Origin of the sequence: Psychrilyobacter piezotolerans (assembly GCF_003391055.1) — a bacterium.
Lineage (GTDB): Bacteria > Fusobacteriota > Fusobacteriia > Fusobacteriales > Fusobacteriaceae > Psychrilyobacter > Psychrilyobacter piezotolerans.
On record NZ_QUAJ01000013.1, the window covers coordinates 44,278 to 59,176 of the forward strand.

Below are 14,899 nucleotides of genomic sequence, written 5' to 3' on the forward strand. Positions count from 1 at the left end.
ATGAAAATTGAAAATAATCTAGTCACAGATTACACTAATTTATTATTAATTTTCAATTATAAATTATTAATTTAACCGAAGGTTAGAGGGGGGCATTATGGGAGAAATAAGGTTCGATGATTTGGAAGATGTTCAACGATTTATAAAGGAGGTCTTTTTCGGTAAGGGCAAGGGGAGAAATGATCAGAATGAACCGCCAAGGGATGATCAACCTAGGGGCGGAAGACCCAGAAAATCATCTGGAAAGCATATGAAGGGTGGATTAGGAGGAGTAATGATAATATTATTTCTTGTTTTTCTTGGAACCGGTATCTACCAGGTCGGACCAGATGAGGAGGCGGTACTTCTTAGGTTTGGACAATATTCTAAAACTGTAGGACCTGGGATGCACTGGTATTTTCCCAGACCAATCGGGAGAAGATATGTTGTAAAAACAACAAAAGTCTATAGGGTGGAGATAGGATTTGAAACTGTTGAGATCGGGCCACCTGCAAGGTATCAAAATATCCCAGAGGAATCATTGATGTTTACAGGGGACGAAAATATGATAGATGTTGATTTTAGTGTCCAATATAAAATCAGCAACTTAAAAGATTATATATTCAATGTAAAAGATCAGTATGAAACGATAAAAAGTGCATCTGAATCTGCTCTTAGACAGGTTGTTGGAAGTAAGGGAATAGAGGAAACTCTGACAATTGGAAAAGAGGGGATACAAGAGGAAACCCGTGAAAAACTAAAGGAAATATTAGACAGTTACGGAATTGGAATAATGATAATAGGATTGCAGCTGCAGGATGTAGGGCCCCCAGAAGCAGTTATGCAGGCTTTTAAAGAAGTAGCCAATGCCCGTGAAGACAGATCTAGATTTATAAATGAAGCTAATGGTTATAGGAACGACATTATTCCAAATGCCCGTGGACAGGCATCTCAAATGGTAAATAGAGCGGAAGCTTATAAGGAAAGAAGAGTAAAAGAATCCCAGGGAGATGTAGCAAAATTTATAAAATTAAGTGAAAAATATTCATTGGGGAAAGAGGTTACAAAAACAAGGATGTATCTGGAAACTATGGAAAAAACAATGCCGGGTATTGAAAAAATAATAATAGATCCTGAATTAAAAGGAAGTATTATAAACTTAATTGGGGGAGGTGTGGAAGCTAATGAAAAAACTAATAATTAGTATTCTGGTAATGGTTGTAATAGTGTTATCTACATCTTTATTTCAAGTTTCAGAAATTGAAAATGCCGTTGTGATCAGGTTGGGAAAACCAAAAAGAGTGGTAACGGAGCCTGGATTATATGCAAAACTTCCATTTATCGATGATGTCAGATATTTTGATAAAAGATTATTAAACTATGATGCAGCACCTAAGGGAATTATAATTAAAGAAAAGAAAAGTATAGTAATAGATAACTATGCCAGGTGGAAGATTGCTGATCCCCTATTATTTTTACAAAGTGTACAAAATATAGGAGGAGCCCAGGCCAGATTAGATGACATCGTATATTCCGAACTCCGAAGAGAGATGGGGAAATATACCTTATCTGAAATAATATCTTCCAAAAGAGATGTTATTATGGAAAATGTAACCGGGGAAAGCAGGAAAAAAGCTAAATCTTCAGGGATTGAGATAATAGATGTAAGGATAAAAAGGGTAGAGCTGCCTAAAGAAAATGAACAAAACATCTATAAAAGGATGGAAGCTGAAAGGAATCAACAGGCTAAAAAATATAGAGCTGAAGGAAGAGAAAAATCACTGGAGATAACTTCTCAAGCCGACCAGGAAAAAACTATAATATTAGCAGAAGCTTACAGAAAATCAGAGGAATTAAAGGGTGAAGGAGATGCAAAAGCTCTGGAAATATATGCTGACGCATACAACAGAGATCCTGAATTTTATAAATTTATGAAAACTTTGGAATCCTATGAAAAGATTATGGATAAAAAAACCAAGGTAATATTATCTACAGATTCAGAATTATGGAAGATGTTACAAACAAAATAGCTAAGAGTTTAGCCACCAATGAACACCGATTATTAACCAATAACCTAAAACTAATAATAAAAGCTTAGTCACAAATTACACAAATTAAAAGATTATTTTTAAATCTTGGGCACAAAATAAGAGAGTAACTTGTTACTGATTTTAGTTATTGGTGTAGATTAGTGGCAAAAAAAAGTTACTTAGGAGTAGTAAGAACTAAGAATTTTAAATTCGAGGTAATTAGTGCAATTCGTGACAAAGAAAAAAAGAAATAATTAAGAAAGAGGTATAGAAATTGAATAAGAAAAAGCAAGAGATAAAAGAAGAAATATTATTGTCGGATTATGACTACCATCTTCCGGAGGAATTGATAGGACAGACCCCTACAATGCCCCGGGATCATTCGAGACTATTGGTTGTAGATAAAACTAAAAAAGAGATAGAACATAAAAAATTCTATGATATTTTAGACTATCTGAATGAGGGCGATGTTCTCGTTCGAAATTCTACCAAGGTAATTCCTGCAAGACTTATAGGTAAAAAAGAAAGCGGAGCAGTGATGGAAGTATTTTTACTGAAAAGACTGGAATTAAACAGATGGGAATGTTTGGTAAGGCGTGCTAAAAAATTAAAATTGGATCAGACAATAATATTTGGAGATGGCCAGTTAAAAGCTACTCTAAAAGAGGTAAAAGATGACGGGAATAGAATCCTTGAATTTACTTTTGATGGAGTTTTCGAAGAGATCATCCATGAATTGGGGCAGATGCCGTTACCGCCATATATTACAGAAAAATTAGAAGATGGAGACAGGTATCAGACTGTTTACGCTGAAAAAGGCCAGTCGGTAGCAGCTCCTACAGCCGGACTGCATTTTACCGAGGAATTATTTGAGAAAATAGCCCAAAAAGGTGTAGAAGTAGTGGATGTATATTTAGAAGTTGGACTGGGAACGTTCAGGCCTGTTCAAACTGAAAATGTATTGGAACATAAGATGCACTCTGAAACTTTTGAAGTGCCGGAAAAAACAGCAGAAGTTGTAAACAGGGCAAAGGCAGAGGGGAGAAGGATAGTCGCAGTAGGGACAACTTCTGTAAGAACGTTAGAATCAGCTGCCGATAGTTCTGGAAAGTTAATGGCAACTTCTGGAGATACTGAGATATTTATCTATCCGGGATACGAATTTAAAATAGTAGATGCATTGATTACAAACTTTCATCTCCCTAAATCCACCCTGCTTATGCTGGTTTCGGCACTGTCTGAAAAGGACTTTATGTTTAGTGTTTACGAGGAAGCTGTAAAAGAAAAATATGAATTCTTTAGTTTTGGAGATGCAATGTTTATATATTAACACAGAAAAAAATGGGACACGAAGCACACGGAGGAAAAGAGATAGAGTTCACAAAGGATTACTAAAAAGCTTAGTGTTCTCTGAGGCTATTTCTTAGTGAGTTTTGTGTAGGGAATTTTGATTTAATTTAATGTAATGTAATCTGTGTCAAAATCAAAAAAGTCAGATTTTAGTCTGCGTCAAAAAAATGGATAACAAAATAAAAGAAGAGGTATGGAAATATGAGAATAATAGCAGGAAGTGCCAAGGGTAAAAATATAAAATGCAGGGATGGATTTGATACCAGACCAACTACAGACAGGGTAAAGGAATCATTGTTTTCAATGATTGCTCCCTATATAGATGGAGCTAAAGTATTGGATTTATTCAGTGGAACTGGAAATATAGCTTTAGAGGCAATAAGTCGTGGAGCTTCAAGAGCTGTAATGATCGAAAAGGAAAAAGACGCCCTTAGAGTGATCATAGAAAATGTAAATAATTTAGGATTTGAAGATCAGTGCAGGGCATATAAGAACGAAACTTTGAGAGCTCTTACAATCTTAGGGAAAAAAAGGGAAAAGTTTGATATTATATTTCTGGACCCGCCGTACAAAGATAATGTATGTACTGTGGTAATTGAAAAGATAGCTGAAACGGAAATATTAGCAGAAAATGGATTAATAATAGCAGAACACCATATATTAGAAGATATGGCAGAAAGTGTAGCAGAATTTAAAAAAGCAGATGAAAGAAGATACGGTAAAAAAGAATTGAGTTTTTACACCAGATAAAGATTTATAAATGGCTGAGAGAGGAAGGTTTTTAAGACTTTCCTCTCTTTTATTTTTTAAGAAAATAACCACTTTTCTTATTTTGTTTAGGTTTTACTTAGTTGAAAGTATTTTTTATTTGTTATTTTTTCTTTGGTTTCACCACTAAAATAATTTAATCACAATATTATTTGTTGACAAAATGTTCTGTATACGGTATAAATATATGCAAACTAAATATCCTGAAGAGAAAAAGAGAGGGGGAGAAGATCAGCTGATCAGCTGGTCCTCTCTTTTATTTTTTTTTTTGGAGTATTGCTTTGAGGTAAACAAAGGATAAAATAAATAAAGGTATATAAGGAGGAAAAAAATGAGTAATTTTTTTAAATCGATAGGAGGAGTTGTTGGTGTCGACACTAAAAATGTAGACAAGGAGTACACCAGGTATAAATGGCAGGTTTTTATCACGATATTTGTAGGTTATGCAATTTTTTATATAACGAGGAAGAATCTTTCCTTTGCAAAACCATATTTGATAGAACAACTCGGATATACGAAACTTCAAGTAGGAGCTATTGCAGCAGGAATGCCACTAGCTTACGGATTAGGAAAATTTATTATGGGTGGAGTATCGGATAAATCAAATCCCAGATATTTTATGGGACTTGGACTTATCTTGGCAGGAATAGTAAATATTATTTTTGGAAGTGTTCATAGTATTTTAGCTTTTACCGTTCTTTGGACTATAAATGGTTGGGTTCAATCTATGGGATGGCCTCCATGCGGGAAAACAATGAAGGTGTGGTTTTCTGACAATGAGAGGGGAACATGGATGTCTGTCTGGAATACAGCTCATAATGTAGGAGCTATGATGATTCCAGCTATAGTAATACTAGGAGTAGGTATGTTCTCGGGAAGCTGGAGAGGACTATTTTTCCTGCCGGGAATCATATCTATAATAGCCGGTATTCTGACAATGGTATTCTTGAGAGACAAACCGGAATCATTGGGACTGCCCTCTGTAAGGGAATATCATGGTGAAGTTCTAAAAGAAGATGTAAAGGTTATAAGTAAAAGAAGTTCTAAACAAATATTTGTAGAAGATATCTTAAAAAATAAAGTTCTTTGGTCTTTAGCGCTTTCAAATGCCTTTGTTTATTTTCTTAGATATGGAACATTGGACTGGATCTCTGTATACTTAGTTCAATATAAAGGGATCAACATAAAGGAAGCTGGATTCTCATTTTTCATGTTTGAATTTGCAGCAATACCAGGAACTATTTTATTGGGATGGATATCGGATAAGGTTTTCAAAGGGAGAAGAACTCCTCTAATCATGCTATGCTTATTATTATCAGCTGTATTAGTAACAACTTATTGGATGACTGATAATATGGTAATAATAAATATCGCTATTTCACTGATAGGAGCCTTAATATACTTCCCGGTAGCAGCTATAGGTATAGCAGCAGTAGACATTGCTAAAGATGACAGTGCCGGTATGTCGGCAGGATGGACAGGATTATTCGGTTACTTTGTAGGGGCTACAGGGGCTGAATTAGGAGTAGGATATGTTTTGGATAATTATTCATGGAACGTATATTTTATCATGCTGATAGCTTCGGCAATAATAGCCATGGTACTTTTAATACCTGCGTGGAATTCAGGTAAAGATAGATAGATTGAAATTTAAAAGGTATAGGTAGCTCCTAAACCTATCATATTGGAATTGCTCCCTTTTACAAGGGGGCTTTTTTTTATGTTATCCGAAAGAGATTCTATATAATAATATGAAAACAGATCCATATTTCTGCTCAAGCTGTATGCTAATACAGTGGTGAATCTTATGGCACTCCCAAATCCATCGATATTATGAGGTGGAATTCCAGAATCGGATGCAGAGATACCAAAATATCGATTGGTGTAGGAATTACTCATCATCTCATAACTTAAAAAACCAAGGATAATAAATTTTTTGAAGGGGATGCCTCCTAAAACACCTATAGATGCAGTATTTTCATCACTATTTCCACGAACATTATGTTTGATTCCACCGGTTAAAAGAACATGACCAACTGGATAATTACTTCCAATTCCCAGCATGATGGGGTTATTTTCATCGGAAAGCTCTTTCAGGTAGGAGTCGAATTTATCCTCTGTATGGCCGGCAAATCTATATTCAGCGTTAAAATTTAAAGCCAATTTATCTCCCTGGTAGAAGTTATACCCATTATAGATACCGCCAAAGGTATAAAAATTATTGTATTTAACATTTATTAAGGGAACTACGGTGGAATAAGAAGATGTATCATTGAACCGTGGTTCAATGGCTGATCCGGCAAGCCCAAGGGAAATAAATTTTTCTTTTTTTCTCTCTTTTTCCTCTGCTATCCCTCGTATAAAGGCGTAGTTATTGGCTCCATCCTTATCTATGTAGATCATGATACGATTTATGGCGGGATCTAAAAAGTATATGGAGAAACTTTTTATGGAAATAAAAAATATCAAGATGATAAATTTAAGTTTTTTCATAATTTACAGCTCCTATTATATGAATTAAAAACTTCCTTTTAAATTATAGACATCTATAATTTAATCGATGGTTTGTGGCAGCTAAAACTATAATAATACCTAGTTTCAAATAGGGAAGCTTAATGTAATATAGTTTATCATAAAATTAGGAATAAAAAATTAAAATGTATATACATATATTATAGTTTAGTATTGTATAATAGGAATAAGGACATAAAATTAGGAGTACTTACATATGAGATTTTTAATAACTGGAGATTTTTTTAAAAATGTACCTAAGGAAAAGATAAAGCAGGTCAAAGAGAGGATACAATATTTTTACAGGGAAATATCGGAAAATAAAAAAAAGATATTTGATATCCCCAAAGGGTTTTGGGTAAAAAAACTGAAGGAAAATTTATATGAATTCAGGGTAAATAGCGGCGATAGGGTATTGTTTGAATTTAAAGATATTAAACGGGCTGGATATGGGGAAAAAGTACTGGTACTGCTGTTATTTTCAACTCATGATCTGGCAGTGAAAAGCGGAATACGTCAAAATAAAACTGAAGATTTAAAAGTTGAAAAATTAGAGATAGAGAAGAGCTGTGAGATAGTGGATGAAAGGCTGGATAAAGATTTAGATGCTATATACAGTGGGATAAATTCAAAGATAGTCTATGAGATTACCTCCGATGAGAACCTTTTGGAATTCATCCAAAACGAGGATGAATATACGTATTATTATCTGAATGATGAGCAGTATGAAATTTTAAACTGTGAATTTCCATTATTTTTAAAAGGGAGTGCTGGAAGCGGAAAAACTACAGTGGCCATCAGAAAAACTATGGAATTGGAGGAACGACAAGATTTAAAGGTGGGATATATAACATTTACCCAGCCCTTAAAAGAAAAAGCCCATGAAATGTATGAAAAATTTAGAGACCCTAATTGTGAAAAGATGGTTGAATTTTACTCTTTGGAGGAGTTATATGAAAAACAACTGAGGGAAAAACCTACGGGATTGAAGATATTTGAAAAATTTATCTATGAATATAATCCAAGGACTCCTAAAGGAATGGAAAACCTAGAGTTATATCAGGAGATCAGAGGGATAATAAAGGGAAGTATGGGAGCTAAAGGGGTCGGGAATTGGAATAGAGATCTAAAGCAGGAACTTATACCTCGGGAAGATTATTTAGCCTTGAATAAGAAATATACGGTATACAGTGAAGAGGTGAGGAAGGAGATATACAAAATTGCCCTTATATATCAAAAGTGGCTCACCGAAAGAGATTATCTGGATGAAAATGATCTGGCACGAAGGGTTATCCTGAGTGGTAAAGAAATTTTTGACTGTATAATTTGTGATGAAGTACAGGATCTGACTGAAGTTGAGATATATATGCTGAAAAATCTGGTGAAAAACGGAGAAAATTTATTATTATCAGGAGATATCCACCAGATAATAAATCCGACTTATTTTAATTTTTCCAGGGTAAAATCACTATTTTATAAGGGAGAATATACAGAAAAGCAGCTGGGAAAAAATTATAGGAGCCAGAAAAAAATAGTGGATCTGGCCAATAAACTAAGTGACCTCAGGGGAGAATATATCGGAAAGCTGGGAGAGGATTATAAAGAAGCTTCCATATTAGAAGGGGAAGACGTATATATCCATAAAAAAGATAATAAATTTTTAAAAAAAATGGAAGAAAATACAGCTATTATCTTAGTTCCAACCTATCAAATAAAAGAAACGTTGAGGGCTGAATTACCGAAGATCGCCAATAAAATATTGACGGTACAGGATATAAAAGGGTTGGAATTTGATTCGGTTGTACTCTATAACTTTGCAACAGAACTAAAAAAATATTGGAAAATTATTTTTTCTGGAAGGGCTAAAACAAACCAACTTTACAGATATTACTTTAATCTGCTGTATGTGGGGTTGACCCGTGCCAAAAAAAGACTCCTTCTTATGGAGGAAGAAAAAGATCTTTGTTTATTAAAGGAATTGAAAAATTATCTGGTTCCCATGACAGTAGAGGGAAAAAGAGATTTTACTCTGAAGAGCGGGGAATTGGATTTTTTGAAAGAGGGGAAAGAATTTTTTAATCGAAAATTATTTGCAGAAGCCATTGCTGCATTTGAAAAAGCAGGAGCAGAAAAATATATAAAAAAAGCTAAAGATGAATTAGCAGCCGATGAATTCTTCACTGAATACAACGAGGAGAAAACAATAGAGTATATCGTAAATAACGATGATTCATTATCCCGTTGTTTAGAAAAATATGTAGTGACAGACAGGATAGGTGACTATGCATTTGAAAAAAAATATTATGAAAAAGCAAAAAAATATTATGAAAAAAGTGAAAATTATGAAAAACTCTCACAATTATTTGAAATGGATGGCAACTTGGAAAAAAGTTTAGAATACGCCGTAAAATCAGAGATAACTCCACTGATAAAGAGGGTAAAACAGGAACTGGAAAAGAATGATGCGGCCTTAGATATAGCTAATGAAGTAAGGGTTCTGCCGGATAAAAAAATCAATTCTAAAAAAATTTCCCTGGTTGAGTTTGAAAATTTAGATAAAAAATATATAATGAGAAAACAGCAAAAAAATACAGGTGATATTCTGGTAATATTAAACGGCAGATTTAAATCTAAGGGTAAGGATCCAAAAAAAAATAGTGTGAAATCTCCTACCAAACTATTGATTAAGCTCTACCATATAGATGGCGGAGGAAATGGCATCAGCTATCTCATGGAAAATTTTTCCAGTCAGTTAAATATAAAAACCATTGTATCTCTTTTAGATGATGGAAATATCATTGAAAAATACATATCAAAGAGTAAGAAAAAACCTGAATTAGATGAGCTGCTGTTACTGGCCTGTGAACACAAGAGAATAAAAAATACAAAAAAACTCCTGCAATTAGGGGGAGAAATAGAGGTGAAGTCCGAAGATGGTCTGACTCCGTTGATGACAGCCATAAAAAATAAAGATTTAGAGATGGTAAAATTATTGGTAAGCAGTGGTGCTGGATTAGGAGAAGTTTCAGATGAAAAAAATAAGTTGAAAGTTACCCCGTTAATTTATTCTGTTGCAGAAGATGAATTTGATATTTTTAAATATTTAATAGATAAGGGTGCAGATGTAGAATTGCAAAATCCTGTCTATCATGGGGTAGCTCACAGAAATAAACCTATGATTAGAGCCTTGCTGGATAAAAATGTAAAGTTAGATATAGAGGTAGAAGGGATGACACCGCTGTTATCAGCCGTAATATCAAAAGATTTGGAGATAATGAAGATGTTAATAGAGGGAGGTGCAAACCTGGATTATACCGTGGGGGGATCCGCCCCTATGATGAAGATAATTCAAAACAATTATTTGGAAGGGATGAAATTATTTTTAGAAAAAGGCTATAGATTAAAGGCGGAAGATCTTGCAGCCTTATCCTTAAAAGGTAATATTGAACTTTCTAAACTGGTTTTAATAGATAATTTAGGATATAATTATATTGAAAAAATAGAACAGAATATATCCCATATAAAAAATAATAGAAAAATAGAACAAAAAATAGAGCCATTAAAAAAAATAAAGAAAAAATATGATTTTGAAGAATATAGGAAGATAGCAGAAGAGGAGGAATAAAAGGTGGCAAAAATAAAGACTTTTGAAGAAAATATAAGTGAGATAGACGAGATAATATCAAAGTTAGAAGATGGAATGGATTTGGATGAATCTATGAAGGAATATGAAATAGCAATGAAGTTACTGGCTAAATCTGGAGCCATATTGGAAAAAGCTGAGGGGAAAATAAAGAAGGTAATGGAAAAAAATGGTCAAATAATAATAGAAGATTTTGAGTAGGAGGGAAACGATGAAGGAATACTTAAAGGAAAGAAGGGATCTTGTAGATCTGGTTATTGAGGAGTGTCTGAATGAACTGAAATATCCAAAAGTCATAGCTGAAGGGATGAAATACTCGGTGCTGAACGGTGGAAAGAGGCTGAGACCTATCCTGCTTTTAATGACATTGGATCTATTGGGAGTTCAGGAAAAAAAAGGGGTGCCTATGAGTGTGGCTATAGAAATGATCCACTCTTATTCATTGGTTCATGATGATCTGCCGGCCTTAGATAATGATGATTACCGACGGGGAAAATTTTCAACTCACAAAAAATTTGGAGAGGCAGAAGCTATATTAATAGGGGATGCACTCCTAACCCATGCTTTTAATCTGATAACCAGGGAAGATATTGAACCATCTAAAATAGTGGAATTGATTAAATTAACCTCTAGTTATGCAGGGGTAAATGGGATGATCGGCGGACAGATGGTAGACATTGAATCTGAGGGGAAAGAGATCGATCTTCCCACACTGCAGTATATCCATACCCATAAAACAGGTAAATTGTTGATGCTGCCGGTGGAGTGTGCCTGTATAATTGCAGGGGCAGGGGACGAAAGAAGGGAAGTTTTAAAAAGATATGCAGAATTAATTGGATTGGCTTTCCAGATAAAGGATGATATTTTAGATATCGAGGGAACTTTTGAGGAGATAGGAAAACCGGTTGGAAGCGACAGAGAACTCCTGAAATCTACCTATCCGTCGATCTTTGGAATGGAAAAAACCAAGGAAATTTTGGATGAAAAAGTAGAAGAAGCCAAGCGGCTAATGTTTGATGCCTTTGGAGAAGAGGCAAAGTGGCACATGAAACTGGCTGATTATATAGGGAATAGGAGAAAATAAAACTAGGGATCACGAGTTGTGATCCCTAGTTTTATTTTGAAAAGAATTATATGTGAAAACTATATCTAAAATATCGAAAATTAAAATGTTTTAATCTGTTACAGAACACTTATTGTGGTTATTGGACTCTAGAAGAGGGGTGAAATTTTTTTTAAAATATTGTAATTATTTCTTGACGTAATATAAAAAATATGTGAATATATAACTGTGCAAAGATTCACTTAGATGAAAAAATGGAAGTATAAACACAGGAAGTTTAAATTTAAGGGGGTGAAAATTTAATGAGTATGAAAAATTTCAAGTTTGTTCTGAAAATGGCTGTAGGAGCTCCTTCTAAATCAATTGTAAAGATAGATGAGGAAGTGAAGAGGGGTCAGTGTATAGCTGAACCAATTTCATTGGGGTGTAAAATACATTCAAGTGTTAACGGTGTAGTGAAAAAAATAACCGATTCTTATATAGAAATTCAACAAACCGAAGAAAATTCAAATGATTATTTAAAAATAAAAGAATGTGAAACTATTTCTGAATATGCATTTGAAGCAGGAATAGTAGGATCAGGAGGGGCAGGGTTCCCTAGTCACATTAAATTATCTACAAAACTAAATGGGGGTTATGTATTAGCCAATGCAGCTGAGTGTGAACCTGTATTATCTCATAATGTGGAGTTAATGGAACAAAATCCGGAAATTGTAGTGAAGGGTGTTAAATATGCCATGGAATCTACAGGAGCTAAGATGGGTTATATTGCTATGAAGCCTAAGTATCTTAAAGCTGCCATGGCTATTGGTAAAGTTTTGAAAAACTATGAAAATATAGAGATAAAATGGTTACCGAATATGTATCCTGCTGGAGATGAAAGAGTAATTGTTAGAGAAGTTCTGGGAATAGAATTACAACCAGGAGAATTACCATCTAAAGCAGATGCTGTAGTATTTAATGTGGAAACGTTAAAGAACTTAGTATTGGCTGTAGAAGACAGAAAGCCTGTCATCGACAAAGATATTACAGTAGGCGGAAGAGTAGTAAACGCTGAAAAAGGTAAAGTTTTCACAGATGTTCCAATTGGAGCTACTGTAAAAGAATATATTGAAAAAAGTGGTGGCTACATACTTCCTTACGGAGAGATAGTTGCCGGAGGTCCATTCACTGGAAGTGCTATAACTGAAGATACATCAATAACTAAAACTACAGGTGGAATATTAGTGGCAATGCCGTATCCAAAAGATACGAGAAAAGTCGGAATAATCGCTTGTGAATGTGGAGCTGGAGAGGAAAGATTAACTGAAATAGCTCACGGTATGGGTGGAGAAGTAGTGGCAGAAGCCAAGTGTAAGAGGATGGTAGAAGTTAATGGCAGATATAGATGCGATAAGCCGGGAATTTGTCCAGGACAAGCAGAAAAAGTGTTATTCTTAAAGAGCCAAGGTGCAGAAGTAATAATAACAGGAACTTGCGAAGACTGAACGAATACAGTTATGACTGTAGCTCCTAGGTTAGGAGTACCTGTATATCATAGTACCGACCACATACTTCGTGGTGCAAGACACAAAATTTATAGAAGTAAGAAAAACTAAATATATATAGAGTTAACTTTTATGTTGATTCAATTTTAAAAGAAAATCAGGAGGGAAAAATGTCAATCACTGTAGAAACTGCAAAAGAACATGCAATGGATCACGCTGTAAGTTGTTGTAGATTTGAGGCTGGAACAATAATCGAGCCTTCAAATTTAGAGGACCCAGCAATATTCTTTGACTTAGAAGAGTCAGGGTTATTAAAATTTGATGAAAACTCATTAACAATAGGTGAGGTTTTAGGAGCAAAATTAATTAAAACAGCAGAAGCATTAACACCATTAACAGCTGATATGTTAGAGGGACTTAATGTACAAACTGAAGAGGTAAAAGAAGAAGTTAAGGAAGAAGTAGTAGGAACACCAACAGCAGCTACTGAAGCTGTAGCACCTGCTTCAATGACGACATCATTAAATGGTGGAATGTTAAAAATTCACATAGGTGAAGGAAAAGACATCAACTTAGAAATTCCTATGTTCGCAGCTCAAGGATCAGTAGCGGCGGCAGCACCAACAGCTAAAATCGTAGAAGTTCAAGAAACTGCTGCAACTACTGAAACAAAAATAGAAGAATTACCTGCAAAGAAGTTAAGAACTTTAACTAAAAAGCATTTCAAAATAGAGAAAGTAGTATTAGGAGAAGAGACTAAGATAGAAGGAACTACTCTTACATTAAGAAAAGGTATAGAATTAGAAGCTGTAGAATCTCAAGAATTAGTAACTGCTATGACTTTAGAGATCATAACTCCGGCTGAGTATGATACTTACAGTGAGACTATCATGGACGTTCAACCGATAGCTACAAAAGAAGATGATAACTTCTTAGGAACAGGAAACACAAGAGTAATCGACGGTGTTATCGTAATGGTAACAGGTGTAGACGAAAATGGAGTACAAATAGGAGAATTCGGATCATCTGAAGGAATCTTATCTGAAAACATCATGTGGAACAGACCTGGATCACCTGATAAGGGAGATATCTTCATCAAAACTACAGTTACAATCAAAGCTGGAACAAACATGGAAAGACCTGGGCCGTTAGCAGCTCATACAGCAAGTGACTTTATCACTCAAGAGATCAGAAATGTCTTAAAGAAAATGGACGAGTCATTAGTTGTAGAAACTGAAGAATTAGTTCAATTCAGAAGACCTGGAAAGAAAAAAGTAGTAGTAATCAAAGAGATCATGGGACAAGGTGCGATGCATGACAACATCATCTTACCTACTGAACCTGCAGGGATCATGGGTGGAAAGCCAAACGTTGATTTAGGAAACTTACCTATCGTATTGTCTCCACTTGAAGTATTAGATGGAGGAGTTCATGCATTAACTTGTATCGGACCTGCATCAAAAGAGTGTACTAGACATTACTATAGAGAGCCATTAGTAATCGAAGCAATGAATGACCCTGAAATAGACTTATGTGCAGTTATATTTGTTGGAAGTCCACAAGTTAACTCTGAAAAATTCTATGTATCTGAGAGATTAGGTATGACAGTTGAAGCTTTAGACATAGAAGGAGCTATCGTTACAACTGAAGGATTTGGAAATAACCATATCGACTTCGCAAGTCATATTGAGCAAATCGGAATGAGAGGAATGAAAGTAGTAGGAATGTCATTCTCTGCAGTTCAAGGTGCATTAGTTGTAGGAAATAAATACATGGAACTTATGGTAGACAACAACAAATCTGAAGAGGGAATTGAAAATGAAGTTCTTGCTTGTAACACATTATGTAAAGAAGACGCTTTAAGAGCTCTTGGAATGTTAAAGTCAGCTATGGGTGGTTCAGAAGTTAAAGGACCTGAAAGAAAATGGAATCCTAACGTTAAAGAAGCAAACTTAGAAGCTGTAGAAGCTCATTTAGGATCAGACATAGAGAGAGTTTTAAATGAGACTTCTATCCCTATGAGTGAAAAAAGAGAATCAAAATTAAAAACTAAATAAGTCTAAATTAT

At 34.7% G+C, this 14,899-nt stretch carries 11 protein-coding genes; 10 read left to right on the top strand and 1 reads right to left on the bottom strand.

Annotation, left to right across the window (positions count from 1 at the left end):
• Positions 1-97: 97 nt before the first annotated feature.
• The 5 genes from hflK (at position 98) to DYH56_RS08530 (ending at position 5,769) form a co-directional block, all read left to right on the top strand.
• Positions 98-1,183 carry an FtsH protease activity modulator HflK gene (gene hflK, locus DYH56_RS08510; RefSeq protein ID WP_233500016.1) on the top strand — a complete coding sequence of 362 codons (1,086 nt, stop codon included), beginning with the start codon at positions 98-100 and terminating at the stop codon, positions 1,181-1,183.
• Entirely contained in the window at positions 1,164-2,009 is an 846-nt protein-coding gene (gene hflC / locus DYH56_RS08515) for a protease modulator HflC (RefSeq protein WP_114642426.1), read from the top strand. The genes hflK and hflC overlap by 20 nt, the downstream gene beginning before the upstream one ends.
• Positions 2,010-2,316: 307 nt before the next feature.
• The gene (queA, locus tag DYH56_RS08520) at positions 2,317-3,339 is read left to right on the top strand and encodes a tRNA preQ1(34) S-adenosylmethionine ribosyltransferase-isomerase QueA (protein WP_114642463.1); all 1,023 of its coding nucleotides are present in this window, start codon (positions 2,317-2,319) and stop codon (positions 3,337-3,339) included.
• A 221-nt stretch (positions 3,340-3,560) separates the two neighbouring features.
• Entirely contained in the window at positions 3,561-4,109 is a 549-nt protein-coding gene (rsmD, locus tag DYH56_RS08525) for a 16S rRNA (guanine(966)-N(2))-methyltransferase RsmD (protein WP_114642427.1), read from the top strand.
• A gap of 349 nt (positions 4,110-4,458) precedes the next feature.
• The gene (locus DYH56_RS08530) at positions 4,459-5,769 is read left to right on the top strand and encodes an MFS transporter (protein ID WP_114642428.1); all 1,311 of its coding nucleotides are present in this window, start codon (positions 4,459-4,461) and stop codon (positions 5,767-5,769) included.
• A gap of 8 nt (positions 5,770-5,777) precedes the next feature.
• On the opposite strand, the gene DYH56_RS08535 is transcribed toward DYH56_RS08530, so the two are convergent.
• Positions 5,778-6,620, bottom strand: a complete 843-nt coding sequence (locus DYH56_RS08535) for a MipA/OmpV family protein (RefSeq protein WP_114642429.1) — start codon at positions 6,618-6,620, stop codon at positions 5,778-5,780.
• Positions 6,621-6,855: 235 nt separating this feature from the next.
• Between DYH56_RS08535 and DYH56_RS08540 the strand changes: the two genes are divergently transcribed.
• From DYH56_RS08540 to prdA, 5 genes are all read left to right on the top strand, one after another.
• Positions 6,856-10,263 (top strand): ankyrin repeat domain-containing protein, encoded by a 3,408-nt coding sequence (locus DYH56_RS08540; RefSeq protein ID WP_114642430.1) that lies wholly within the window; start codon positions 6,856-6,858, stop codon positions 10,261-10,263.
• A 3-nt stretch (positions 10,264-10,266) separates the two neighbouring features.
• Complete coding sequence (gene xseB, locus DYH56_RS08545) at positions 10,267-10,482, top strand: exodeoxyribonuclease VII small subunit (RefSeq protein WP_114642431.1); 216 nt, start codon at positions 10,267-10,269, stop codon at positions 10,480-10,482.
• Between the two features lie 10 nt (positions 10,483-10,492).
• The gene (locus tag DYH56_RS08550; protein ID WP_114642432.1) at positions 10,493-11,365 is read left to right on the top strand and encodes a polyprenyl synthetase family protein; all 873 of its coding nucleotides are present in this window, start codon (positions 10,493-10,495) and stop codon (positions 11,363-11,365) included.
• A 281-nt stretch (positions 11,366-11,646) separates the two neighbouring features.
• Positions 11,647-12,831, top strand: a complete 1,185-nt coding sequence (gene prdC / locus DYH56_RS08555; protein ID WP_199533000.1) for a proline reductase-associated electron transfer protein PrdC — start codon at positions 11,647-11,649, stop codon at positions 12,829-12,831.
• A 170-nt stretch (positions 12,832-13,001) separates the two neighbouring features.
• Positions 13,002-14,888 carry a D-proline reductase (dithiol) proprotein PrdA gene (gene prdA / locus DYH56_RS08560; RefSeq protein WP_114642433.1) on the top strand — a complete coding sequence of 629 codons (1,887 nt, stop codon included), beginning with the start codon at positions 13,002-13,004 and terminating at the stop codon, positions 14,886-14,888.
• Positions 14,889-14,899 lie beyond the last annotated feature (11 nt).